At 45.8% G+C, this 26,423-nt stretch carries 21 protein-coding genes and 1 tRNA gene; 8 read left to right on the top strand and 14 right to left on the bottom strand.

What is annotated here, in order from left to right:
• Positions 1–30: 30 nt before the first annotated feature.
• Positions 31–1,044, bottom strand: a complete 1,014-nt coding sequence (locus KOE27_RS26605) for a cation diffusion facilitator family transporter (RefSeq protein ID WP_215241902.1) — start codon at positions 1,042–1,044, stop codon at positions 31–33.
• A gap of 45 nt (positions 1,045–1,089) precedes the next feature.
• On the opposite strand from KOE27_RS26605, the gene KOE27_RS26600 reads away from it, so the two are divergent.
• Positions 1,090–1,635, top strand: a complete 546-nt coding sequence (locus KOE27_RS26600) for an NUDIX domain-containing protein (protein ID WP_215241901.1) — start codon at positions 1,090–1,092, stop codon at positions 1,633–1,635.
• Between the two features lies 1 nt (position 1,636).
• Positions 1,637–2,251 carry a LysE family translocator gene (locus tag KOE27_RS26595; protein WP_215241900.1) on the top strand — a complete coding sequence of 205 codons (615 nt, stop codon included), beginning with the start codon at positions 1,637–1,639 and terminating at the stop codon, positions 2,249–2,251.
• A 62-nt stretch (positions 2,252–2,313) separates the two neighbouring features.
• Here KOE27_RS26595 and KOE27_RS26590 read toward each other — a convergent pair whose 3' ends face one another.
• On the bottom strand, positions 2,314–3,879 hold the full coding sequence (locus KOE27_RS26590; RefSeq protein WP_215241899.1) for a GH3 family domain-containing protein: 1,566 nt from the start codon (positions 3,877–3,879) through the stop codon (positions 2,314–2,316).
• A 23-nt stretch (positions 3,880–3,902) separates the two neighbouring features.
• The gene (surE, locus tag KOE27_RS26585) at positions 3,903–4,670 is read right to left on the bottom strand and encodes a 5'/3'-nucleotidase SurE (RefSeq protein ID WP_215241898.1); all 768 of its coding nucleotides are present in this window, start codon (positions 4,668–4,670) and stop codon (positions 3,903–3,905) included.
• 119 nt (positions 4,671–4,789) lie between these two features.
• Here surE and KOE27_RS26580 point away from each other — a divergent pair, with 119 nt between their 5' ends.
• A complete protein-coding gene (locus KOE27_RS26580; protein WP_215241897.1) occupies positions 4,790–5,284 on the top strand; it encodes a GNAT family N-acetyltransferase in 495 nt (164 codons plus the stop codon).
• A 33-nt stretch (positions 5,285–5,317) separates the two neighbouring features.
• On the opposite strand, the gene trhO is transcribed toward KOE27_RS26580, so the two are convergent.
• Positions 5,318–6,304 (bottom strand): oxygen-dependent tRNA uridine(34) hydroxylase TrhO, encoded by a 987-nt coding sequence (trhO, locus tag KOE27_RS26575; protein WP_215241896.1) that lies wholly within the window; start codon positions 6,302–6,304, stop codon positions 5,318–5,320.
• Positions 6,305–6,486: 182 nt separating this feature from the next.
• Between trhO and KOE27_RS26570 the strand changes: the two genes are divergently transcribed.
• A complete protein-coding gene (locus tag KOE27_RS26570; protein WP_215241895.1) occupies positions 6,487–7,101 on the top strand; it encodes a deoxynucleoside kinase in 615 nt (204 codons plus the stop codon).
• A gap of 9 nt (positions 7,102–7,110) precedes the next feature.
• Here KOE27_RS26570 and KOE27_RS26565 read toward each other — a convergent pair whose 3' ends face one another.
• Positions 7,111–7,332: a hypothetical protein gene (locus tag KOE27_RS26565; protein WP_215241894.1), complete on the bottom strand. Its 222-nt coding sequence runs from the start codon at positions 7,330–7,332 to the stop codon at positions 7,111–7,113.
• Positions 7,333–7,658: 326 nt separating this feature from the next.
• A complete protein-coding gene (locus tag KOE27_RS26560; protein ID WP_215241893.1) occupies positions 7,659–9,275 on the bottom strand; it encodes a glycoside hydrolase family 32 protein in 1,617 nt (538 codons plus the stop codon).
• A gap of 313 nt (positions 9,276–9,588) precedes the next feature.
• On the opposite strand from KOE27_RS26560, the gene KOE27_RS30075 reads away from it, so the two are divergent.
• Complete coding sequence (locus tag KOE27_RS30075; protein WP_406566874.1) at positions 9,589–9,774, top strand: DNA cytosine methyltransferase; 186 nt, start codon at positions 9,589–9,591, stop codon at positions 9,772–9,774.
• A gap of 193 nt (positions 9,775–9,967) precedes the next feature.
• The gene (locus KOE27_RS26550) at positions 9,968–13,069 is read left to right on the top strand and encodes a GH116 family glycosyl hydrolase (RefSeq protein ID WP_215241891.1); all 3,102 of its coding nucleotides are present in this window, start codon (positions 9,968–9,970) and stop codon (positions 13,067–13,069) included.
• Here the strand turns inward: KOE27_RS26550 and KOE27_RS26545 are convergent.
• From KOE27_RS26545 to cobA, 8 genes are all read right to left on the bottom strand, one after another.
• Positions 13,044–13,430, bottom strand: a complete 387-nt coding sequence (locus KOE27_RS26545; RefSeq protein ID WP_215241890.1) for a hypothetical protein — start codon at positions 13,428–13,430, stop codon at positions 13,044–13,046. The two genes, KOE27_RS26550 and KOE27_RS26545, sit on opposite strands and share 26 nt — an antisense overlap.
• Positions 13,431–13,471: 41 nt before the next feature.
• A tRNA-Leu gene (locus tag KOE27_RS26540) sits at positions 13,472–13,555 on the bottom strand.
• 177 nt (positions 13,556–13,732) lie between these two features.
• Positions 13,733–14,203: a nitrate reductase associated protein gene (locus KOE27_RS26535; protein WP_215241889.1), complete on the bottom strand. Its 471-nt coding sequence runs from the start codon at positions 14,201–14,203 to the stop codon at positions 13,733–13,735.
• 14 nt (positions 14,204–14,217) lie between these two features.
• Positions 14,218–15,684, bottom strand: coding sequence for a rubredoxin domain-containing protein (locus tag KOE27_RS26530; RefSeq protein ID WP_215242433.1), 1,467 nt, complete (start codon positions 15,682–15,684; stop codon positions 14,218–14,220).
• A gap of 37 nt (positions 15,685–15,721) precedes the next feature.
• Positions 15,722–19,330, bottom strand: a complete 3,609-nt coding sequence (locus tag KOE27_RS26525; protein WP_215241888.1) for a nitrate reductase — start codon at positions 19,328–19,330, stop codon at positions 15,722–15,724.
• 53 nt (positions 19,331–19,383) lie between these two features.
• A complete protein-coding gene (locus tag KOE27_RS26520; RefSeq protein ID WP_215241887.1) occupies positions 19,384–20,694 on the bottom strand; it encodes a NarK family nitrate/nitrite MFS transporter in 1,311 nt (436 codons plus the stop codon).
• 189 nt (positions 20,695–20,883) lie between these two features.
• Positions 20,884–22,242, bottom strand: coding sequence for an alginate export family protein (locus KOE27_RS26515; protein WP_215241886.1), 1,359 nt, complete (start codon positions 22,240–22,242; stop codon positions 20,884–20,886).
• 169 nt (positions 22,243–22,411) lie between these two features.
• Positions 22,412–23,164, bottom strand: coding sequence for a uroporphyrinogen-III C-methyltransferase (cobA, locus tag KOE27_RS26510; protein ID WP_215241885.1), 753 nt, complete (start codon positions 23,162–23,164; stop codon positions 22,412–22,414).
• A 276-nt stretch (positions 23,165–23,440) separates the two neighbouring features.
• On the opposite strand from cobA, the gene nirB reads away from it, so the two are divergent.
• Both nirB and nirD read left to right on the top strand, forming a co-directional pair.
• Positions 23,441–25,957, top strand: a complete 2,517-nt coding sequence (nirB, locus tag KOE27_RS26505; protein ID WP_215241884.1) for a nitrite reductase large subunit NirB — start codon at positions 23,441–23,443, stop codon at positions 25,955–25,957.
• 104 nt (positions 25,958–26,061) lie between these two features.
• Positions 26,062–26,415 carry a nitrite reductase small subunit NirD gene (gene nirD, locus KOE27_RS26500; RefSeq protein WP_215241883.1) on the top strand — a complete coding sequence of 118 codons (354 nt, stop codon included), beginning with the start codon at positions 26,062–26,064 and terminating at the stop codon, positions 26,413–26,415.
• Positions 26,416–26,423: the final 8 nt, after the last annotated feature.

The following is a 26,423-nucleotide window of genomic DNA, read 5'->3' as shown; positions in this document are numbered from 1 at the left end:
GATTAAATTTGACTGTGTAATTGAGGTATGTTATTGCTTTAAATGTGCCAGCTCTTCGTTGTACAATTTCTCATTTTTAGAGAGCTTTTCAACGTCCCAGTCGATGTCTTTCTGAAATACCTGCTGCCGTACCATACAGTTTTCTATTCTGCAAAAAGAACAACATTCAGGTAAGCAGGGGTCCGCATGAACAAATATCTCGGTTTCCCCGCTGTGGCTGGCTTTCAGAATATTTTCAAAGGAGTGAATAGCCTCATGCACGTTTGAGAGTTCCCAATAGTAAGGCAGCGTCAGGTGGCAGTCTATATGCAAGTCCGAACCGTACTGCTGCACCCTCAGGTTATGGATATCAATCCAATGCTTCTTTTTATGGTTATTTAAAGTTTCTACCACCTTTTGCAGTAAAATCGGATCGGTGGCATCCATCAGACCCGCCACAGATTGGGATACCAGCCTGCTTCCGCTGTAAGCCAGAAAAATGCCAAAAAACAGGGATGCCACACTGTCGATCCAGACCAGGCCGGTAAGGAGGATAAGCACCACACTCAGGATGAGAATCACACTGCTGATACTGTCGGATATTAAGTGACGTCCGTCGGCAGCCAGCGCCAGTGAATTGCTCTTTTTTCCTTCAGACAACAGCCGGTAGCCAATTGCCAGATTGACAAAGATGGTGAAAATAATGAATAACGCCCCTTGTTCAAGATTTTCTATCGGCTTGGGATCCAGAAGCCGCTTGACGGCCTCGATGCTGATGAACAGCGATGCGATTACGATGAGTGCGCCTTCAAAACCAGCCGAAAAAAATTCGATCTTGCCATGTCCGTACGGATGGTTTTGATCTTTTGGCTGGGAAGACAGATAGATACTGTAAAAAGCAAAACCACTGGCAATTACGTTGATAATGGATTCGAGGGCGTCGCTCAGAATGGCGTTTGAGGAGGTCAGATAATAGGCAAAAAACTTTAAACCTGTAAGCACAATGCTGGCTATAAAAGACAGCAGTATGAGACGTTGTTTGCGCTTATTTTGGTTTATTTGCATTTCCTGTACGATATCGGTACCAAATTTACTAATAAAATATGGGTTATGTCCACAGAAAATAACTGGAAAACACTGTCAGAAAAAACGGTTTACGAGAATCCGTGGCTGGAACTCAGTCACCGGGAGGTGATTAACCCTTCGGGTAACAACGGGATATATGGTTTGGTTAAATTTAAAAACCTGGCAATCGCAGTCATTCCGATAGATGAACAGGGGAATATTTATCTGGTAGGACAGTTCAGGTATGCAATCAATGAATATTCGTGGGAAATCCCGGAGGGAGGCGGTGCCATGGACGGGGAGCCTTTGGATGCAGCGAAGCGCGAATTAAAAGAAGAAACCGGGTTGATTGCCAACAGGTGGTCGGAGCTGGGGCGCATCCATACTTCCAACTCCGCCACCAACGAAGAAGGTTTTATGTTTGTAGCCGAAGAGCTTGTGCAGGACGAGGCCGAGCCGGAAGAAACAGAACAGCTGCAGGTGAGAAAGGTCCCCCTTTTCGAAGCGGTGGATATGGTGATGCGCTCGGAAATTACAGATTCTTTATCTGTTTGCGCGATTTTAAAACTAGCCAGGCTGAGGGGAATATAATATGATTGAATCCCTCTTATATGGCCTGCTTACAGGTATCGCACTTTGCCTTACGTTTGGTACTGTTTTCTTTTCGCTTGTTCAAAACAGCGTCGACAATGGGTACCAGGCGGGGGTCAAGATTGCGTTCGGCGTTTTTATTTGTGATATCGTTTTTGTTTTCTTTGCCATTTTTGGGACCTCTTTTTTGCCGGATATCCCCGATTTTCAGAAGTGGATGGCAGGTATTGGTGCGGTTTTTCTGGTGGCCATGGGGCTTAGCAATATCATCCGTGGGCAGCCAGTGATTGGTTACCCCAAAACAAAATTGGGAGATTTTATATTTTATTTCTCAACTGGTTTTTTGCTCAATGGTCTCAATCCGGTCAATTTTATCAGCTGGGTTACCATTGCTTCTTACATCCGCACCACCTTGCACTACAATCTCAACCAGGTACTCCTCTTTTTCGGAGCCAGCGTGGTAATGGTTTTTGTGGTAGAATGCGCGATGGCCATTTTCGCGCACAGATTGAAGAGATTGTTTACACCGAGAATTCTAACACTGTTCAATAAAATTACAGGGCTGGTTTTTATTCTGATAGCGGCCCAGATCACTTACAGCAATTTTATAAAGTAAAGAGCAAAGAGAAAAACGGGGAGCATTGCCAAGGCGATCCTCCCCGTTTTTCTCTTAGTTAGCTAGCTCTGGTAACTGTTTTTGGCCAGGTAATCCTTCCAGTCCTGTATCAGGAAATTTTTGAAAACACGGGGGAATTTGTGTTGCCCACCCATTTTTCCTTTGGATTCCATCCAGCCATAGAATGCTTTATTGGGAAGTACCGTCACTATGATATCTTTCAGGGCGTGGCGCCTTTCAACTGCGTAGTCGTCGTTCAGCTCGGAAAGTTTCTGGTCAAGCAATGTTCTGAGTTTTTCTGTATCGGCAGTTTCATTTTCCTCAATACCAATGTACCAGTGGTGCGCAAACATGGTGCCGTGTTCAACCCCGCAAACCGTAAATTCCTTTACGGTAAGGCCCATCTCATCCGAAACCAAATCAATGGCCCTGTTCATATTGTCTACTGATAAATGCTCCCCGCAAAGGCTCAGATAATGTTTGGTCCTTCCGGTAATGATTATTTCACCCTTGGCTTTGTCAACAAACTTAACGGTATCTCCAATCAGGTACCTCCAGGCACCGGAGCAGGTCGAAAGCAGCAGGGCATATTCCTTGTCTTCTTCTACCTCATTAATCATTAACGTTTCGGGGTTGGCGGTAAGGGAACCTTCCGAATCAAAATTATGCTCGTTAAAAGGAATAAATTCAAAGAAAATACCATTGTCGCACACCAGTTCCATACCCTTCGCTCCTGGGCGTGTCTGATAAGCTATAAATCCTTCGGATGCCAGGTACGTGTTGATATAGATCAACGGCTTGGCCAGGAGTTTTTCAAAACCTTTCCTGTAGGGTTCGAAAGATACCCCACCATGCGCAAAAACCTGAAGATTGGGCCATATATCGTGGATCGTATTGACCTTGTAATGTGCGATGATCTTCTCCATCAGGAGCTGTATCCAGGCGGGTACACCTACAATGAAGCCGATGTCCCACTCATGCGCCTGAAGGGTGATTTCTTCCAGTTTCAGGCCCCAGTCTTTTTGAGCAGCAATTTTCTCGCCAGGTTTATAATAGGGGCGGAACCAGTAAGGGATTTGTTTGGCGGTAATACCACTCAGGTCGCCCTCGAAATGTTTATCCTGATTGTTCAGATTAGTACTTCCTCCAAGCATCAGGAATCCTTTTTCGTAAAGATCGTCGGGCAGGTCCTTGTAATGTCCCAGGGACAGTATCTGCCTGATACTCGTTTTCTGAATAGCCCTTGACATGGCCTTGGTTACCGGAATGTACTTGGAAGCCGCTTCGGAAGTACCGGAGCTCAGCGCGTAGTATTTGATCCTTCCCGGCCAGCAGATATCCTTTTCGCCGTCAAGGGATTTGTGCCACCATTCGTTGAAAATCTTGTTGTAGTCATAAACGGGGACGGATTTCTTATATAATTGATAATAAGCATCTTCCGTTCCGAAAAGAATGGTAGAGAGGATTTCATCGAAATTGTACTTTTCGCCGAACTCCGTATAGCGGGCTCGTGCCAGCAGTTTGGATAACGTCTTTTTTTGTTGGATGCCTAAGTTTTTCTTCTTCCTGCTGGTAACAATGTTGCTGAACAGGATTCCTTTCTTCAGTAAACTTCCTACTAGAGCCATTTACAAATTTTTCTTAACGTGAATTATAAATTCCAGGTTTTCAGCTTATCTAAGGCTTCGTATTCGGTCAGGTCATATTGGCAGGGTACTACGGATATGTAATTATTCTCCAGCGCCCATACATCAGTATCTTCTTTTTCGGTATCAAAATTGATAAAGTCGCCTGCCATCCAAAAATAACCACGGCCGTTCGGATCGGTACGGTAATCAAATTTTTCCAGCCATTTCGCCTTGGCCTGCCGGCAGCTGAGAATACCTTTCAGCGGTTCTGTTGTTTTGGCCGGTATATTCACGTTTAAGGCTATTCCCTTCGGTATTCCGTGTTCAATAGCTGCTCTGGTAATTTTTGCAATAGGCTCCACAGCGTGTTCAAAATCTGCATCTTCGGTATAATCGCAAAGCGAAAACCCGATGGCGGGTATCCCTTCAATGGCTGCCTCAATGGCGGCCGACATCGTGCCCGAATACAACACACTGATGGAACTGTTACTTCCGTGGTTGATTCCGCTTACGACAAGATCCGGTTTACGGTCTTTGAGTACATAATGTTTGGCCAGTTTAACACAATCTGCAGGTGTGCCGGAGCATTCATATTCATCAATTCCATCAAAGATATGGGTGGCATACAATCGCAACGGTTCACCAATGGTTATGGCATGTCCCATTCCGGACTGTGGGCTGTTTGGTGCAACAACTACCACATTTCCAATGGTTTGCATAATTTCTACCAGTGTTCGAATACCTTTTGATGTGATACCGTCGTCGTTGGTTACTAAAATAAGGGGCTTCATAAATGGTTTATTCTGTCAGTTCAGGATCTTGTCCTGCCTCAAAAGGGTCTGAGAGAATTTATGGTTTTTTAGATATTAATACTTATTTGCGCAACAAACATAAATCAAAAATAAGGATAATGACTTCATTCGCAATAAAACATGCGACCTCTTTGGATATTCCGCTCATCATCTCCATTCAGGAAAGAACCTGGCAACCTACTTATGGTGAAATTCTTAACCCCGAACAGATCAGTTATATGTTTGATAAAATTTATTCTACGCAGGCGCTCGAACAGCAGATGGACGAAGGACAACGGTTTTTCATTCTGACCAGCTCTGGAGAGCCATTGGGCTTTGCTGCTGTTAAGGACGAGGGCGACCTTGTGTTTAAACTGCACAAGATCTATGTTCTTCCTTCTGCCCAGGGATCGGGAGCGGGCAGGCATCTGCTGGATGAAGCAGAAACTTACGTAAGATCAACGGGGGGGCAAAAACTGGTACTGAACGTTAACAGGTACAATAAAGCCAGGAGTTTTTATGAAAAAATGGGCTATAAGGTTATCCGTGAAGAAGATATCCCCATTGGCCCATACTGGATGAATGATTATGTCCTGGAAAAAGAGCTGTGCTGACGCATGCCAAACCCACCTTGCCCTGCCCGCTGCTTAACCAGCTTGCTCGCGCATTGCCAGCTTCATTTTTTTAATGTTTTTTTGCTGACTTTTGAGCCCCTGCAGCGGATGATAATGGTTACTCTGGCTGACGTAATAACCCGTTCCGTCATATACCCTTTTCCCGGGATGTGCCTTACATTCGTCGGAGCAGGCGCCTTCCATTTCCCAGCCGCAATTTTCACAAACGGGTACGTGGGTATTACATTCCGCATTGGCACAGTTGATCATCCTGTCGGAAGGGGTGCCGCAGATATAACATTTGGAAATAACAGTGGGGTTTACGTGGTTCACATCCACGGTAATCCGGTTATCAAAAACATAACATTTGCCATCAAAATTCTCACCTCCTTCTTCCAGCCCATAGCGGATAATCCCTCCGTGTAACTGATACACATCTTTAAACCCCTGATCCAGCAGATAAGCACTGGCTTTTTCACATTTAATACCACCGGTGCAGTAAGTCACAATTTTTTTGTCCTTCAGATGCGCTATTTCCTGCACATGATCAGGCAGCTCGCGCAGATTGTGCATGTCAAAAGTGATGGCGCCCTTAAATTTGCCTACTTCATGCTCATAATCCGACCGCATATCCACCAGTACCACGTCCGGGTCATTGATGAGTTTCCGGAACTCCGAGGGCTCCAGGTGTTTTCCCGTTTTCACCAAAGGATCCACCGGCAGGTCCGAGTTCACGATTTCGTCTTTCACCCTCACATGCAATTTCTGGAAAGCTATCTTATCGTGCTCTTCTATTTTAAACTGCGTTTTTTTGAACCTCTCATCAGAATGAATGTAGTTCATGTACGCTTCACAGTCCTCAGGCGTACCCGATACTGTCCCGTTTATTCCTTCCGGAGCAATGATGATTCGCCCCAAAAGATTGTGTTCAACACAGAATAAATGATGTTGGTCGCGGTAAGTTTCGGTATCTGAAACAGGGGAATAACAATAATATAAAATAACCCGAAATGGTTTCATTACTTTCAATGTCAATTATTACTTGGATTTCTGATCTCTGTTGTTCAACAACATTTTGTAAAATTCAGTGCAAATATACGAATACAGGCATGTTAATGGAAATCAAAAAAACTGACTTCCATCAGGTGACGGATATTTGCTGTTTTGTCTAATTTTGCCAGCAAACTGTTAACTCATCATTTATGCACATCGCAATCATTGGCAATATCGGGGCGGGTAAAACAACACTGACCCAAATGCTCGGGCAGCATTACAAATGGGATGTGATGTATGAGGCCGTTGAAGGAAATCCATATCTCGCTGATTTTTATGGAGATATGGAGAGATGGGCATTTAATCTGCAGGTGTTTTTCCTGAACAACCGTTTTGCCCAGGTTCAGAAGATCCGTTCTGCTACCTACGCCACCATCATTCAGGACCGGACCATTTATGAGGATGCCTTTATTTTTGCACGTAACTTATATGAGTCGGGGATAATGACGGAGAGGGACTATAAAACCTATCTGCTCCTTTTTGAATCAATCATTAATACCGTTTCCCATCCCGATTTGCTGATCTATCTGAAGGCCGGTATTCCTAAGCTGGTTTCACAGATACAGAAACGGGGCCGGAATTTCGAAGCGGATATTTCAACCGATTATCTGGAAAACCTTAACCGGTATTATGACGATTTTTCCAGCAACTACGAACATGGGAAAATTCTCGAAATTGATGTCAATAATATTGATTTTGCCTTAAATTCTGCTGATTTTAAGGTTATTACCGATCTGCTGGACAAGGAGCTTTTTTATGTATAAAAGCCACTGTCATCTTTTATGCCAATCTGCGAGTGTAATAGGGCGCCCAACGTCTGTCTGATAATCCCATTCAAAGTAGCCTGTTTCCTGAATGTACACATCTTCTGCTGCACTGGCAGCGTTGACGTAGGAACCCAGAATCTCTTCATTTAAGAATAATTGGACCCTGTCTGCTCCCGGCTGAGGCCTGATGCTGAACAGGCCATACTTTGATTTGAAATAATAGATCATAAAAGCGTGGACGGCTTAATTGGTATAAGATATCAAATGTAAGTGCTCAGAGACAAAATTGAAAGTGGAGAGCTTATGATTGCTTTTCAACGGCTGGCAATCTTCCTTGCGGAGGTCCGGGGTTGTTGTGTTTATATATAACCGAAGGATACATGGGTAGCCCATTTACAAGTTGGTATCGTACTGTTGATGTTCAGGCTTTTAACATTTTAATGGTTCAGGTCTGAAATTTATACATATGATTGCTTACACAGCCCCCGAGGTTTCAGGGGACTGTGTTTTTGAGAGATATGTGCTGCTTGGCAAGCCTTATGAGAGGGAAGAATTCAAGGCCAGACTGTTGACATTTCGTGTAAGGTAACTTTGTCGAGCACAGCACCGTAGTTGTCCATTTCAAGCCCATGGTCATTAGCCGGGTTAGCCAGGTGCCTGATCAGGTATTGTTCTCCATCATTGACAAAAATCTCTGCAATTTCCTTGTCCACAAAAACATAAAGACGATTGTTTTTGCCTGATAATTGTTCATTTGTGAGCTCACAGAGCAACTCTCCGTTATACCTTATGCGAAAGGCTCCTGCTTTTTTCAAGCTGAAATCGATTACCAGATGCAGCGAGGTAAGTTTGTTTTTGCGAAGTTCGGCATTGATCTGTTCAGACGGAAGATTGGCCCATGAAGAGGTTTCTTTATGCAGATCAGCAATTTCCCTGATGGGCTTGGCAAAGAGTCTTATACCGTCAGGTGTATCTTTCAGCGTAAATTCCGTGGGGATGAGCATGGCCTGGGAAAACGGCATACCTGCGTGGCTGATACCACGGCCCCAGGCAATTTGAACGGTTCGCCGATCCGGCATATTGGCAAACGTCTGGCCGGCATACAGAATATCCTCCGAGCCGGTTTTACCGTGGGCATACCTTAGCTTTGGTGTTTCGGAGATAAATTCTCTCCCATTGAAATGGCCAATAAAATAGTCAGCGGAAGCACCGTGTAAAACCCATTTTTTTACATCCTTGTGCCCTTGTACGGGAAGTTCAAATAGATCCGGGCATTCATGCAGGCCCTTAAACTTGCTTACCCGTTCCCAGCTGAGCAGATTGGAAGACAGGTAAAAACCTATCCCATCATTTTCGAAAAGTGCCATCACCCATTTTTTTGTGGGCTCGTGCCAAAAAACCTTGGGATCCCGGACATCGTTGGTGCCAAGTTCAAGCCGGTTGTCAATGATAGGGTTATTGGAATAACGGCTGAATGTCTTCCCTCCGTCGGTACTGTAGGCCAGACACTGTTTTTGTTCAGAAGCGAGATAGTTGTAAGCTGTGTAGAACAGCAGTAGTGCTCCTTTCCCAAAACCGGCAGTATTTTCTTTGTCAATAACCGTGCATCCGGACCATGGGGATCCCAGGCTGTCCAGCTCAAGTGCGTGAGGCTGCTCTTCCCAGTGCAGCATATCTTTGCTCACTGCATGGCCCCAGTACATGAAGCCAGTGTGCCAATCGGTTCCATACTGATAATTCTGATAAAATAGGTGATAGGTACCGTTCAGAAAGATCGGGCCGTTCACATCATTGAGCCATCCCCGCTTGACGGTGTAATGAAATAATGGCCTTAATTTTTCTTTATAGAGGGTATCAGCTCCCCTGATTTTCTCCGACTGATAAATTCTTGCCAATTGCTCGTCAGATCCTTTGCAGCTCAGGGTGATTCTTTTGCCTTTATATTCGGATACATCCAGATAACTCCAATACTCTACTTTGTCCTCCGCCAGCTGAATGCCAAACTCCCTGCTGATTGTCCCATCCGGAAGGGAAATCTGCATCAGTTTTCGTGACGCATCCTTTCCGATCGGAAAATTGAGGTAGGTTTGGGTTATGTTAATTTCAATTTTGTTTGCCTTTACCAATAAAGCGGAAAGCCATAAAATAAACAGAAAGATCAGTTGTTTCATTGAAAGACAGAGGTTGTTTAAGTAAACGGAAGTTAGGTTAGCGTTTGCCTTATACAAAGTCAGCCACTCTCTGATTCTCTTTGTTGTTTTGCTTTCTATTGGTAAAGAAAAATAGGATTCAGAGAGGACTAGCCAAACAGGTACTACTATGCAGGCATCAAAAAAGTGCGTTTAGAGTCTCCAAACGCACTTTTTGATGTGACCAGAAGGAGAGTCGAATTCTGAAAATGATTGCATAAAGTTATTATAATCAGATAGTTAAATATTTTGTTCTAGCCAAGAATTGGCCCATTATGGTATCGGTGACATTTTAATGCGGATGTTATATTCGAATGAACTGTTAAAGATCCAGGGATTTTCCGAAGATTATGTGCTGTTAGGTTCAGACTCGGATAAGAAAAAGTTTATAGGCAATTCTATCTCGCCTATTTACGTACAGCGATGGATTGAAACCTTTGGGAAGGCTGTCGGTAAGAGCCTAAAGCAGGAAGCGGCATGATTGTCCTTAAAATCAGAGTATACATTTTCCTGGCTGGTCGGTGGATCTACCCAAATAATCGAAAAGTTATCATGGAGATAATTATTTGACCTTGTGAAAACGCAGGCTATCATTGAAGGTGCTGAACCAACAGATGAAAATGTAATTTTTTAGATTTATTTTAGGCCTCAAATACACCATACCTAAACCTTTTATGAAACTCCTCGTTATTTTTTTGATCCTAACCTTATTTGTTCCTGCTTTCGCGCAAGTTTTGCATCCAACGCATAAAGTGCCCAGTAATAAGCAATTATCACCCGCATGGAAGGAGAAATTGTGGTCAAATGAAAGAAAACCTTACAAGGGGGAAGCGCTGAAAACTATTGGAATGCCTTGTGGTGGAATTGCCGCCGGGCAACTTTATGTGAGGGGAGATGGTACCCTCGCCAACTGGTGGATAGCCAACAATGCCTATAATACGGGGTATGGTATAGACAATCTTATCAATTTTAATACTCCGCAGGGGCCATGGAAAGTGTGCTATCAGACCTTCGAGCCACAAAGCTACATTGATCAGGGATTTGCAGTTACGATCAGACAGGGAAACAAAACGGTCACCAGACAGCTGAATAAGAAAGATTTCGATGACATTTCTTTTATCGGGGAATATCCGATTGCAAAGATCAATTATGCCTCCAGATCGGCCGCTTTACCTGTAAAAATCGATGCGAAGATATTCTCGCCTTTTATTCCCCTGAATGCCAGAGAGTCGGCTACTCCCGGTACTATTCTGAGCTATTCGGTCAAAAATACTTCGGGAAACAAGGTTTCGGTAGACCTCACGGGCTGGCTGCAGAATATGGTTTGTCTTGATCTTAAGGAATCTGCTGCAAATGCAGCCTCGCGAAACCGGGTTGTTAAAACCAATGATATGACCTCTGTGACAATGGATTTAACCGAAACCAAAAGTAACGAGGTGGTTACCAGGAGAAAACAGGTATTTCAGGATTTTGAATCGGGCGCCTACGGCAATTGGAAAACAGAAGGGAAGGCTTTTGGAGAAAAACCTGTCAGCAGTGGTGTGGCGGAAGCTGACAATGTACTCGGGCATCGGGGCAGCTTTCTGGTGAATTCGAAACTGACCAGTCTGGGTGATACCGCTACCGGCAAATTAATTTCTCCGGTTTTTATCATTCCGGATGACTATATCAATTTTACAGTTGCCGGTGGAAATTATGCCGACAGAACCTTTATGAATCTGATTGTAAATGATAAGGTTGTAAAAACGGTAACCGGAGATAACACCGATGAGCTTAAGCCGGTGAGCTGGGACGTAAAACAGTTCAGGGGACAAAAAGCGTATCTCGTAGTGACCGACAACGAGCCGGGCGACTGGGGACATATCAGTCTGGATGATTTTGTATTCAGTAACCTTCCCGCCGACGAAAAATTCTTCCCTGCCAGTCATCCGTATTTTGGTAATGTGTCATTAACTGTACTTGACGGCAAAGGAAAAGCCAGTACTGATTTTACCATTTCAAATCCATCTTTTACAACGATCACAGCCCTTAAACCTCTCGGCGAAAACCTGACCGGCGCGGTGGGTACATCGTTCGACCTTGCTGCTGGTGAGACCAAAGAAGTGACTTTCCTGCTGACCTGGTATTTCCCCGGTCGTCCGATGCAGTACGGTGAAGGCGGCAACTGGACCAAGCCGATACCCACGAGTGGTCCTGCCATCGGAAATATGTACGCCAACTGGTTCGGCCACTCGCTGGATGTAGCCCAGTGGCTGAATAAAAACAGGCTCCGGTTAACACAGGAGACACTTGATTTTCACAACGCCTATTATAATAATAATTCGTTGCCCTATTGGCTCATTCAGCGGCTGATGATGCCGGTGTCTACGCTAGCGACGGAAACCTGCCAATGGTGGGCAAACGATAAATTCTGGGCTTGGGAAGGTGTAGGTTCCTGTGTCGGAACCTGTACACACGTATGGAATTACGAGCATGCGCTTTCCAGGTTATTTCCGGAACTGGAGAGAAATATCCGGGAAAAGACCGATTTCAGCACTTCTTTTCAGAGCGATGGCGGTATTCAGGCACGAAACGGCTGGGGGGGGATTCTCATCGACGGGCACGCGGGTGCGATCCTGAAAGCCTATCGCGAACACCTTGGTTCGAAGGATAATCTGTTTCTTTCAAGAAACTGGGGACGGATAAAAAAGGCAACGGAATTTATCATCAATGAGGATGGAAACGGGGATGGACTCATCGAGAAAGAACAGGCCAATACGTACGACATTGCTTTTTACGGTGCCAACACCTATGTTGGAGGTTTATACCTGGCAGCTTTGCGGGCCGCCGAAGAGATGGCCACGCTGATGAAAGATGATTCATTTGCAAAACGTTGCCAGGAGATTTTTGCCAAGGGAAGCACTAATAGCGTAAACCGGTTATGGAACGGAGATTACTTTGTGCAGGATGTCGATCTGGCCAAGCATCCGAAATTTCAGTATGCGGATGGCTGCCTGAGCGATCAGCTCTTCGGGCAGACCTGGGCACACCTTAATAATCTCGGTTACATTTACCCGGAAGATAAAGTAAAGAAAGCGCTTTCATCAGTATGGAAGTATAATTGGGCGCCGGATGTGCAAGTGCAGAACAGCGTTCACAAACCCGAAAGAGTGTATGCAGACGCCGGGGAAGCCGGCCTGCTCATTGCCACCTGGCCCAAGAGTAAACACATGGGCGACGATGGTGTTCGCTACCGTGATGAAGTATGGACGGGCATAGAATATCAGGTGGCGAGTAATATGATCTATGAAGACATGGTGGAGGAAGGACTTTCTCTGGTAAGGGCGGTACATGACCGATACGACGGAGCGAAGCACAACCCATGGAATGAGATAGAATGTGGAGATCATTATGCCAGGGCTATGGCATCGTGGGGTGTACTACTGTCGTTGCAGGATTTGCGCTACGATGGCCCGGCCGGAAGCCTGTCTTTTGCTCCTAAAATCAAGAAAGACAATTTCAAAAGCTTCTTCACCACAGCAGAAGGATGGGGAAATATAGAGCAAAAAATTACCGCCGGGAAACAAGTCAACACGCTCTCGCTTGCCTACGGAAACCTGCGGCTTAAGACGTTGACCGTGGAAGTGCCGGGAGATACTGACCAGATCGTTTTCAAAGTTGCTGGTAAGGAGGTCCCCTTCACTACGGTTAAAGACAAAAACCGCCTTCAATTGAATTTTGAAGAAATAAATGTAGAGAAAGGACAGTCTGTTACTGTAGTTGCAAATTTTCGGTAGGGTTAATCGAGTCGTGTAAAATGTTGAAGTAAAGTGCTATAACCCAAGGTACTTCAGCTTGCTTACGAAACTCTTTTATAGGGTCGATATGTCCACCGTTTCTCAAAAGCTCATTAATTATTTGTATTTCCTGTTTCGCAAACTCCTTTTTTTGCTGAACCGTAGAGCCAATCACAAAACGTTTTCTCCTAACCAGCTTATTTTTCTTCTCCGAATAGATATAATAAGCTATGTACCACTTATTATTTTTTGTGTTTTTTAAAGTTGCGGGCTTGTATGGATAAGTCTTTTTGCTCAAAAAAATGCCATTTTTTGCAGCGAAAATTTGTCCCGCAATTGTCCCGCTGGAATTCTCAGACATAAAAAAGTGCGTTTAGAGTCTCTAAACGCACTTTTTTGCTGTGACCAGAAGGAGAGTCGAACTCCTATACCCGAACGGGCACTACCCCCTCAAAGTAGCGTGTCTACCAATTCCACCACCTGGCCATGGGTCGTTGCGTACGCGGGTTTCGTATGCACGGGTGCAAAAGTACAAATTAACAAATGCCTTACAAATGTCTCGGGTAAGTAATTTTCGGGGAAAGGATAATATTTCTGATAAGCTGCTGAATGTCAGAAATTTGATTTTTATTGAAAGATCGGCGTTTTATAAAAAAATATCTTTCAATAAATCCCGAACTCCCTTAAAGCAACCGGGAAATTTCTGCCTTCGTGCCCGGAACGACTGAGTTTTACCAGGGCAAATCGCTGAAGCATTTCCAGTCCGGTCCAGGTTCTCAATGAAATGACGGGGCATTCCCATTCTGCCGCCTTTTGCTGTACTTCATTCGGTATCTGATCCATATCATTCCAGGAATCGTTCACGGAGGGTAGACTACCGGCTTCATATCCAAAATGTTGCCATACCAGATGGATCACAAAATGGCGGTACTGGTTTGTTTCCTTTACAGTAGAACAGGGCAGGTAGGCCATTTTTTCTTTATCACTCAGGCTGAATTTTGCCCATTCATGCAGTTTGAGCTTTACTCCGCAGCTGTCGAGTTTATAACGGACAACCATGGGAACACATCTCAGGGTTGTGACAAAATCAGTTTCAAAAGCAAAAAAAACCGGTAAAACAGGAGCTGTTTTCATAAATAAATGTGGTCTTAGAAATAAGTAGTGTGGCTTTCGGCCACCTCAGTCATCTCCCGTTTCACCGTATCGCACGTCGGGCAGGTATAGGTTTCGGGCAGGTCATCAAAAGCTGTTCCGGGTATGATGTTCCGGAGTTCATCACCATATTCGGGATCAAAAACGGTGAAACAATTCGGACATTGGTATATCCCGGCGGGCTCCGGTCCCGCAGCGGACGGGGGCTCTGGAATACTGACTGTAGACAGGACGTTTGTTTCGGAATTTCGCCTGTTACTGTATCTTCTGCACAGGCGTTCCAGCTGTCCGGGAAGATGTATTTTAAATAGTCCCTTCTCAAACAGCACGTGTTTCCGGCTGTTGGGATTAAAATTTTCAGTATAGTAAAGGTCATACACACTGAACAATGGGAGCTGTGCGAAACTGATCAGCGGCCTTTTCCGTATGAGTACTGACCCGAAAACCTCCGATTTAGGACGGGTCTGAATTCCAAAACACAGTCCGAAGGTACGGGTGTCATTTTTGTCGATATACCGCACGAGCTCTTTTTTCAGAAGCGTTCCCTCATCGGTATGATCCTCGGTTTGCCAGGCAAGTTCATTGGCAGCATGCCGTACATTGATATTGTTTTTGCCCAGTACATAACTCCATTCTGCCCGGTATTTGTCTTCAATTCCTTTAATAATCAGCGATTTCCATGGAGTGGAGCAGATTTCCCCAATCCGGGTTTTCATGCATAAATTGCAGATATCGAGCAGAAATTCAATCGTAAATTGCTCGTCGCGCCGGTAAAGTCCCAGCCAGGTCCGTGATTCATAGCGGTTAAATCCTTCATAATAAGGGAGAGAGAAGGAGGGAAGTTCCAGCTCCTGAGCCAGTGGCAGCGATGTATAGTTCGTATTTTTTTTGATCGTATCGTATAAAACTTCTTCTTTCTCGCCATGAGGAGAAAGCATGTTCTCCTCCAGCAGGCGAGATAGCCTGCCAATTTCATTGGTATAGATAAGATCCGGCCATTTGTATAGGGTATTGCCCTTTTTGGGCCGGATGTAGAGATACCAGAAATGTGGCTCAGGAGAGGATATGAAATTGAGGTTACCCGTAAAAAATGGGGTAAAGCTCTGATTGGAATCAGACAGGTTCACTTTGAGCTGGGGCGCATGTTCAAAAGTATCCAGCACGCTATGGTATTCATTTGCACTGAGCCACTGCCCGGTTCGGAAAACATCTTCGCCGCAATAAGAGCTGATGATATTGGGGTACCGTTCAGTATTCACCTCGTAGGGTATTTCCAACTGTTGCAATGCCTTTTCAAGAAACCGTATTTGTTCGTAATGCACGGTGAGCAATAACTGCTGGCGTGATCCAAAACGCACTTTCCTGACCTCTGCCCTGGATGCCACGGAAAGGATGTTTTTCAGGTATCCCGGAGAAACAATACCGCCAGGCAGGTTTATTTTGATATGGTAGTAATCGCGCATGGTGTTTTCAGGGTCGGGTGGTACATTGGGATGCAGGTCAGGGTTGAACAGCAAGCGTATGATGAGCCATTTTTTCCAGGATGGATCTCACTTCCGGACGGCACGAGCCACAACCCGTTCCGGCTCCAGTTTTCAGGCACAATTGCTGGAAATCAGTACAGCCGCTTTCGATCGCATTTTCCAGGTTACCCTGCCCCACATGGTTACACGAGCAGACAAGTTTTCCCTGCAAAGGTTCGGTTTGCTGATTGGACCTGAGCAATTGCAAACGTTTTTCGGAGAGCTCCGTTCCGTTGGTGATCAGGTTCCGGAACTCAGAAAATTCAATTTTATCCCCTATCAAAATGCAGCCTACGAGCTTGTCGTGGTGGACGATGCATTTTTTATAGTATTTTTTTGATTTATCTATAAAAATAATCTCTTCAAACGAAGAGTCATCGTTCGGAACTTCCGTCATTCCGATACTGCACAGGTGAAAACCTTCCATTTTAAGGATATTCATGGAAGTACTTCCCTTGTAGGGTAGTGATATATCCCCTGCAATAAATCGGGCGGCTACTTCCGCCTGTTGCTCCGCTGCCAGCGTAATGCCCCACATTTGTCCACGCCACTCTGCTATTTCCCCTGCTGAAAATATATCAGTGTCAGAAGTTTGCATGTAGTCGTTGGTCAGTACGCCCCTTTTGGTTACGATCCCTGCCGCCGAGGCTAGTTCAATGGCCGGTACTGTCCCTATGGTCATTACCACCACCTGGCAGGCTATTTTTCGCCCTGATTTCAAACGGATGCCATTTACACTGTTAATACCTGAGAAAGTTGAAACTTCGTCGTTAAAGAATATTTCTACGTTACGGTCGGTGAGTTCCCGATAGAGTAATTCGCTGGCCAGGGGATCAAGCTGGCGTTCCATCAGACGCCCGCTTCTTTGTATGACCGACACTTTTACTTGCATGATCCGGAAAGCCGCAGCGAGTTCCAGCCCCAGAATTCCACCTCCGACAATGACGGCATGCGGGTTGGGCTGTTTTAAAAATGGTGCAAGCGAATCAGCATCCAGTCTGCTTCGCATGTTAAATATACCCGGCAGTGCGGGTACCCCTTTGGGCACAAAAGCTCTGCTGCCCATCCCGAGGATCAGTTTGTGATAGTTGTGTTCTTCTCCATTGCTGTCGATTACGGTTTTGTTTTTCCGGTCAATATGAACAATACCGACACCCTTATGAACGGTAATATTGTTTTCCTGAAACTGCTCTTCCCGGAGTTTCACCAGCTGTTCCCAGGATTGCGCGCCGCTGATATAGTCGGGGAGTAGTACCCGATTGTAAAAAGGATGAATTTCTTTTGAAAAAACATGTATTTCATCCTCCTGATTAAGTGAGCGGTAAGTATTGATGAAACCCAGTCCGGCGGATCCGGCTCCTATGAGGATGATTTTTTCAACCGGTTTTTTATAAACCATAACCTGAACGGCAGAAAACTTAAAGTCAGGTTCTTTGGACCGAGGGTCGGTCAGGGAACTGGTGAGGTTGTTGGCCCTGTTAAGATTGCTGCCCAGTATTTTGCCCCAGTGCATGGGAAGAAAACACAAGCCCTGTCTGACATCCTCCGTTATCTGTGCTTTCACCCGCACTTCGCCACGCCTGCCTTTTACCAAAACCAGTTGCCCTTCTGATATATTCCGCTGTGCTGCGTCCGAAGGGTGAATTTGTAAAAAAGCCTGAGGTGAATGCTGGTTCAGTTTGGCAACCTTTCCGGTTTTGGTCATGGTATGCCATTGATCACGGATTCTGCCGGTTGTGAGTATAAGCGGAAAATCGTCATCGGTTGGCTCAGACCTGTTTTCATCAGGAACGGCAAAAAGTCGGGCGCGTTTGCTGGGGGTGTAAAACTGATGATCAGTGAATAACCGTTTCGTACCGGATACATCGTTGCTTTCCACCAAGGTATTGAAATCCTCAGAGTTGATCTCAGCCATGGCCTGGCGGATACCGTGGCTTGGGGAGTTCCCCAGCTGTCCTGCTCGGAACGGCCACTGTATACTCCTTCTGGTTTGGAGTAATTCGTAATTTACCCCCGTCACATCAAGGGTCGTTCCGGCGGTGGTTTTAACATATTCGTCGTAAACTTCGGATGTATTTTGATAATGGAAAGCATCACCAAACCCCATTTTTCCGGCAAACCGCCAGATGATTTCCGCATCGGGTAGTGCTTCTCCTGGTGCCTCCAGTACTTTGGGAAGGTAAGTGATCCGTCGTTCTGCGTTCGTCATGGTGCCTTCTTTTTCAAGCCAGGCCGCAGCCGGGAGAATGACATCTGCAAATGCCACTGTATCAGCCTTATGGGATATATCCTGAACCACAACGAAACGGGCATTTTTCAGCGCCTTTTCTGATTGGGTAACGTCGGGCATACTCACCAGCGGGTTTGTATTGATGATCCAGATGGCCTTGAGTTTTTCATCTGCCAGCGCCTCAAACATTTCAGTGGCTGTGAACCCCGGTTTATCTGCAATTTTGACAGGACTATTCCAGTGGGTTTCCATCTCCAGACGGTGGGCGGCATTGGTAACGTCCCGGTGGGCGGGCAGTATGTTGGCCAATCCGCCGGTTTCACGGCCACCCATCGCATTGGGCTGGCCCGTGAGCGAGAAGGGACCGTTACCTGGGGTACCTATTCTACCAGTGATCAGATGCAGGTTGATCAGAGACAGGTTTTTATTGACGCCAATGACCGACTGGTTCAGCCCCATGGTCCACAGCGAGAGGAAACCTTTTGAATTGCCAATCCAGCAGGCAGCTAACCGGAGGTCATTCACATCCACGCCGCAAATTTCAGCTGCTTCTTCAACCGTTCGTTCAAATACCTTTTCCCGGAAAGCTTCATAGCCCTCGGTATGTTCTGTGATAAAATGCGCATCAATAGCTTCGTTTTCGATCAGAAGGCGTCCAATCGCATTGTTCAGCACAATATCCGTACCGGGGTGAATCTGCAGGTGCAGGTCCGATGATTTTGCAGTATCCGTCCGGCGCGGGTCCACACAAACGATTTTTACTCCGGGGTTTGCCGCCTTGTGCGCTTCAATCCTGCGCCACAAAATGGGGTGGCACCAGGCAGGATTGGCTCCGGTCACATAAAATACATCAGCCTCTTCTATGTCATCATAACACACCGGTACACTGTCTTCCCCCAATGAAAGTTTGTAGCCAACCACCGCCGAGCTCATGCACAAGCGCGAGTTGGTATCGATATTGTTGGAGCCTATAAAACCTTTGATCAGCTTGTTAACAAGATAATATTCCTCGGTAAGACATTGGCCGGATACATAAAATGCAACGGAATCCGGGCCAAACTTTTGGATCAGCGTCTTAAATACCGCTGCGGTACGTTCCAGCGCAGTATCCCAGCTCACCCGCTGCATAGGCATGGACCGGTTCAGGCGCATCTGAGGATATAACAGCCTGTCCGACTGGTCCATCACGGTATAGTGCAGGTTCATGCCCTTGGAACAAAGCATACCTTTGTTAGAAGGGTGTTCCTTGTCGCCTTCCAGTGTCAGTTGCCCGTTTTTTTCCTGATGAACCACTACGCCGCAGCCCACGCCGCAGTAGCAGCAGGTCGATTTAAATGTTGAACTGGCTGTTTTCATAGGATTTTCTTAACAAAGCTTTTAACTGAGATGCTTTAACAGGTTGTGACGAATCAGGCTTCGGCGGTGCCGAACGCACTGGTTTCGGGTATCATTTTTTCTTCCTTGTCGAAGTTGACCAAGGCAACAATTGCAGCGATACAGGCAATGGCCGCTCCTATGTAAACAAAAGCCTGAGAGTAAGAAATGGAGCTGGATTTGAAGAGAAATCCGGCAAGTACCGCACCAACATTGCCTCCGGCACCCACAATTCCGCTGACCGATCCAATCGCTTTCCGGTTTACGAAAGGGACAATTGCGTAGGTGGCGCCATTGGCCATTTTTAGGAACATGGCAAAGGCCAGCATGGAAATGACTGCCGCCGTGATACTACCGCTCTGGGCAAAAATGGCGATACCAATTCCTTCCAATGCAAGCAGCAATGCAAGCAAGCGCCCTTTTCCCATCATTCCGAATTTCCGTCCTACCTTGTCGGCTACAATTCCACCCACAGCCCGGGCAAATAGATTCATGAAACCAAATGTTCCGGCCAGGATACCGGCTACGGCCAGAGAGGTATCGAAATTTTCGAAGAAGTATAATGCGGCAATATTGTCAAACGTGATTTCAATACCGAAACAGGCACCGTAGGCCAGGAACAAGGCCCAGGTACGGGGATCTTTGGCGGCTATCGCCAGAGAGCCTTTGGTTTTTAAGGATCTTGAATGAGCGACAGGTAGTTCGTCGAAATTGCCGGAAGGGGTGTCTTTGGTATACCGGTAATACAGGAATGCGAAAAGCAGCAACATCACTCCAGGTACGATCATGGCAAGCCGCCAGGCCGTTTCCGGCAGATAACCTGCACCGATGAAGCCAGCGAAGATCAGGGGCATAACCATATTAGTGATTCCTCCTCCTAGGTTTCCCCAGCCGCCGGCTACGGCATTGGCGGTGCCAACGATTTTCTTATCGAACATCACCGAGGTATGGTACTGGGTAATTACAAACGAAGCGCCAATCACTCCGATGGCTAGGCGGAACAGTAAAAAGCCTTCATAGGAGTGAACAAGCCCCACCGTCATTACCGGAATGGAGCAAATACCCATCAGCGCAGCGTAGGTTTTTCTGGGTCCCCAGCTGTCACAGAGTTTGCCGATCACGATCCTTGCTATAACCGTGGCGGCCACAGATGCAATGATGATGTTGCCGATCTGGCTTTTGGTGAGTCCAAGGTCCGTTTTAACGATTGTCATGAGCGGGGCTAAACCGAACCAACCAAAAAAACATAAAAAGAAAGCCATCCAGGTAAGATGGAAGGTGCGCATCTGAACACCCTTGAAACTGAAGATATTTAATTTTTCCAGTGGTTGATTATTCGTTTCCATAGTTAGAGTATTGTTTTGGAGATGATGGTGCTGAGGTATTAGGGAGAAGAGTTAAGAGTTAAAAGTTAAAAGTTAAAAGTTAAAAGTTAAAAGTTAATAGTTAGAAGTGTTGCTGAGCCAGCATGCTGTACACTATGAACTGCATACTGCATACTGCACACTGCGTACTGAATACTGTGAACTGCATACTTATAACTTAAGAAAATCCGGTTTGATACTGATCATCAGATAGGCCCAGCTGGATAGCTTTTTGGGGTCTTTTATTGCTTTTACCTGAGCCAGGCTGTTGGTAGATAAAAAACTGCAGTATCCTGCCTGAAAGCTGACCAGCTTTGTAAGCTGATAGGTAGCAATCACATCCAGTTCATTTCCAAAATTGCCAGATCGCTTTTCTCCTTCTGTATTTTTAAGCTGGGTTGCAGATGAAAACTGATGGACATCAGCCTGCAGAGACAGTTTACCTGTGGCTTTTATGACTGACGTAATATAGACGTCGGAGAGGCCGCCTTTCCCAAAACCGTTGGCTGCATAAAAGTAATCCATTTGGCCCCAAAACTTGTGTGGAGTGCCATAAAGCGGATCAAAAGTGTGATTTTTCGTTGCGCCTGCCGTGGTACCTGAGGTATAATCAAATCCGGGGCCGACGGTCAGCAACCGGTTGACATCATAAAGTCCTTTAACGGAATACATATAGGCATCCAGGCTTTTTCCATCTTTGTCCTTTCCGGTTTGCAGGTAGGCACTTGCAGTTAAATTCCAACTTTTGCCAAGTCTGGTTTGTAAATAAGGGCCTGCTGTGACCCTGTTCCAGGTACCTTTTTGCAAGGTTTTGACTCCTGTTTCTGAGAGGCTATATTTTTGAAAATCGTCTTTAAACAGGAGAAAAGAAATATTTCCCTGTTTTAATTTCTTGCCCAGATACAGAAACTGCATTGATTTGTACATCGTCCCGATCCCGTTGGTTCCGGCGGCATATCCGTTTGGGACACCGTCATATAAACCCCCGGTTCTGCTCTCACGGTTTTGGTTATACGCCGCCCCGATGTGCGCTGTATAATCGTTGTTGCTGTATTTTAGCAAAACGGCATCATGCCTTCTGGCCTGCTGAAGCCAGTCCAGATTTCCTAATAGCCTACTGTCATCATAGATCATTTCCTGTCGTCCTATTTTTAGCGCAAATTCCTTCCCATTTTTTGTTTGACTGGTATCCAGCAGGCTCACTTCGCCCCAGGCTTCATGAAGCATGAGGCCATTGAACGCAGTGTTGGTGAGTCGGTTGTTCGTAGAAGCATCCTGGCCCCATACCCTCACATCCTGCGCAGAAATGTAGAATTGTGTCCGATAAGCCTTGTAACCCACGTTAAGCCGGGTTCTCTGGGAGGTGAAGAAGGCAGGATTTTCTCCTTTGGAAAGTGGTGCGCCCTGCCCGGAAAGGATTTCGGTACGGGTTCTTAACTGCCCTGAAATATTCAGCTGGGCCTGGGATCTGCCGGGCTTTAGCCCGCAAAGACCAAGGCAGAATGCGAAAAGGTAAATTTTTGCTTTCATACAGATAAATGTTAAAATGAAACTGGCTGGTGTCTGGCAGTTTGCTGCCTTACCCTAAACTGTTAACTAAAAAGCCGAAAGACATGCTGATAACCAGGCCATCAGCTGGCAGGTTGGGTGGTATTGGTTAAAGTATGCTGTAAGAATTTCGGATCTGTAAGATTTAATTTCAGTAATGAATACTCTTCAGGTATTCCATGGTGTAGGCGGGATGTAATGCTACTACTTCTCCCACCACCATAATGGCCGGGGAGCCGATCTTCTTTTCTGCTGCCATATAAGGCATTTCCCAAACCTGGCCCATCACACTTTTCTCGTCGGAGCGCGTCCCATTCTGTATGATAGCCATAGGAAGATACCCCCGGCCAAAATGTTTGTAGAGTTCACAGATCTCACTGAGTTTACTTAATCCCATCAAAATAACGACGGTTGCTTTGGACTGGGCTGCCAGCCGGATATCGTCTGACAATGCCCCATGGCGGTTGGTTGCTGTAATTACCCAGAAACTTTCACTGATACCTCTTCTGGTAACGGGAATTTCCATAGCCTCGGGTACGGCAATGCAGCTGGAAACGCCAGGTACTACCTCGACCTGTATGTTGTGTGCTCTGGCATATTCCATTTCCTCATGCCCGCGCCCGAAAACAAAAGCATCGCCACCTTTCAGTCGTACTACGTTCCCGCGCTTGCGGGCAAGCCGTACGATCAGCCCGTTGATCTCGTCCTGAGTGAAGGAAGCATCCCCCGCTTTTTTACCCACGTACATCTTTAAAGCATGTTCAGGGGCATAAGAGAGCAAGTCTGCATTGGCAAGTTCGTCATACAATACCACGTCCGCATTTTTCAATGCTTTCACTCCTTTTAGAGTGATTAATTCTCCGTCTCCGGGACCTGCTCCTACTAATGTGAGTTTTGCTTCCATTTTCTATTCTATAATCAGTTGAATATTAAAAATGTACTATATATGGTAAATTGTAACTATTAAGATTTTATGTTTCAAAAGTATTATGAAAATTCGTAAAAACAATAGTTTTGCCAAAAATAAGTTTAAAAATTAACTATAAAACGAATAAAAGATTAGGTTTTGACTAAAACACGATTTATTTTTGACCTGTAATATTTATAGTAAAATTAGCTATTTATAAGAATATTACAATTAATTGAGCTTGTTGTTATAAATATATAGTCATAAATAACTATGAATGCACAAACATCCCTTCGTATTGTAGTCATCGGAAATGGCATGGTGGGCTACAAATTTTGTGAAAAGCTATTGGCAAAAAGAAAAAAAGATGGCCTGCTGACGATTACTGTTTTCGGGGAAGAGCCTCGAGCTGCTTACGATCGTGTTCATTTAAGCGAGTATTTTGCAGGTAAAACAGCGGAGGACTTAATGCTGGCACCAGTTGAATGGTATGAGGAAAATGAAATCAGGTTATTCTTGTCTGATCCCGTCGTGGATATTGACCGTGCCGAAAAGCGTGTAAGATCTCACCATGGTCATATAGTTTATTATGACTATCTGGTCATGGCAACAGGCTCCGGCGCCTTTGTTCCAGTCATTCCCGGAGTGGAAAAGGACGGGGTATTTGTATACCGTACCATAGAAGATCTGGAGCTTATTTTGTCATACGCCAAAAAGGCTACAAAAGGTGCTGTTCTCGGCGGTGGACTGCTGGGCCTGGAAGCGGCGAAAGCCTTGCTGGATCTGGGCTTGCAAGAAGCACATGTAGTGGAATTTGCCAGCAGACTCATGCCTCGCCAGATCGACGATGCGGGTTCCCGAATGCTGCAAGGCCAGTTGGAAGCACTTGGCTTACAGATTCACCTTTCTAAAAGTACTCAGGAGATTAAAGGGGCGGATTGCATTGAAGGGATGCAGTTTGCCGATAATTCGTTTCTGGAAGTGGATATGCTGGTGATTTCCGCAGGGATACGGCCCCGGGATGAGTTGGCGAGGATTGCTGGTCTGGAAACGCATCCTAGAGGGGGTATCGTGGTAAATAATCAATTGAGAACTTCTGATCCCCATATATTCGCGATAGGCGAATGTGCCCTGGTGCATCACATGATCTATGGGCTTATAGCACCCGGTTACGAAATGGCAGATGTTGTAGCAAGCTGCCTGACCGGCGTGGAAAAGGAATTTAAGCCTTACGATATGTCCACCAAGCTGAAACTGATTGGGACTGACGTTGCCAGTTTTGGAGATCCGTTCACCGAAGAGCCAGCCTGCAAAACCATCCGGTACGAGAACAAAGCCAAGGGGATATACAAAAGGATTAACGTTTCTGCGGATGGCAAGACGCTGCTAGGCGGTATTCTCGTCGGTGACGCTGAACAATATAACCTGCTTCTGCAGACTTGCAAGAACAAAACCATCCTGCCGCCGGATGCCGAGGATGTGATTCTGGGAAACCGGGGAGCGGAAACCGGTGGAGCAGGCGTGATGAGTTTGCCTGACGATGCGCTCATTTGCTCCTGTGAAGCGGTGACCAAAGGGATGATTTGTCATGAAGTAGCCGAAAATGGGCATACCACCCTGGATGCTATTAAAAAATGCTGCAAAGCAGGGACGGGCTGTGGCGGTTGTGTACCGATGGTAAAGGATATTATTCAGGGTGTTCTTAAGGAGCAAGGGGTATATGTAAGGAATGTGATTTGCGAACATTTTGACCATTCCCGCCAGGAACTTCTGGATCTTGTGAAGATGAGCGGCATCAGAACATACAACGGGGTTCTGGATCATTTCGGGAAAGGTGATGGCTGTGAAATTTGCAAGCCACTGGTCGGCTCTGTTTTGGCAAGCCTCTGGAACGAAAATATTTTGCAGAAAGACCGTGCTCCCATTCAGGATTCCAATGACCGCTATCTGGCAAACATTCAAAAGGGAGGTACCTATTCCGTGGTTCCGAGGATTCCCGGTGGAGAGATAACACCCGAAAAACTGATCGTGATCGGTAAAGTAGCACAAAAATACGGCCTGTATACCAAAATAACCGGCGGGCAGCGCATCGACTTGTTTGGGGCGCATCTGAACGACCTGCCTGACATTTGGCAAGAACTCATCCATGCCGGTTTCGAAAGCGGCCATGCTTATGGAAAATCTTTACGGACGGTCAAAAGTTGTGTTGGGTCCACCTGGTGCAGGTTTGGAGTCCAGGACTCGGTATCGTTTGCCATTGAAGTGGAGGACAGATACAAGGGTCTCCGGTCACCCCATAAACTAAAATCGGCGGTATCAGGATGTATCAGGGAATGTGCAGAGGCACAGAGTAAAGATTTCGGCATTATAGCCACCGAAAAGGGCTGGAATCTGTACGTGTGTGGAAACGGCGGCTCCAAGCCACAGCATGCGCAGCTTCTGGCAACCGATATTGACAGAGATACCTGTATCCGTCTGATAGACAGGTTTCTGATGTTTTATATCAAAACGGCTGATCCGCTTACCAGAACAGCCACCTGGCTGAACAAAATGGAAGGAGGTATCCATTATCTGAAGGCCGTTGTGGTGGACGACGCGCTTAAAATAGCCGATGAGCTGGAAAGGGATATGCAGGCACTCATTGATGTTTACAAATGCGAATGGAAAGAGGTGGTTGAGAGCCCCGAACTGAGGAAACGTTTCTCTCATTTTGTGAATGCGCCGGTTAAAGACCCGACGGTCGCCTTTGAGCCTATGCGTGAACAGAAAAGGGTGAAGGATTGGGTGTAAGAAAGGTGAGTTTTAAGTTTTTAGTTAAAAGTCTACAGTACTGTGGGCAGTTAAAATCAAGCAGCATTACTTAACTTAATAGGAGGCGAGGCCTCAATCTGAAAATGGAACCAGTAAAAAATACCAAGGACCGAATTGTATGGCACAGGGCTTGTCATGTAGAAGATATTCCCGAAGATGGCGGCGGATGTGCACTGATTGAAGGAAAACAAATTGCTATCTTTAACTTTGCCAGAAGAGGGGAGTGGTACGCAACAGATAATGAATGTCCGCACAGGCAGCAGATGGCGGTGGCGCGGGGGATGATTGGCAGCCAGGATGGTGAACCAAAAGTGGCTTGTCCGTTTCATAAAAAGACATTTTCATTACAAAGCGGACAATGCCTTAATGATGACTCGTATCGGATTAATACGTTTCCGGTGATGGTTAAAGAAAATCAGGTGTATATTGGATTGTAAAGCGAGCA

This window comes from Dyadobacter sp. CECT 9275, assembly GCF_907164905.1.
In the GTDB taxonomy this organism is placed as follows: domain Bacteria; phylum Bacteroidota; class Bacteroidia; order Cytophagales; family Spirosomataceae; genus Dyadobacter; species Dyadobacter helix.
Note: the sequence above shows the minus strand (reverse complement) of the source record. Positions and strands in the feature narration are given on the sequence as shown.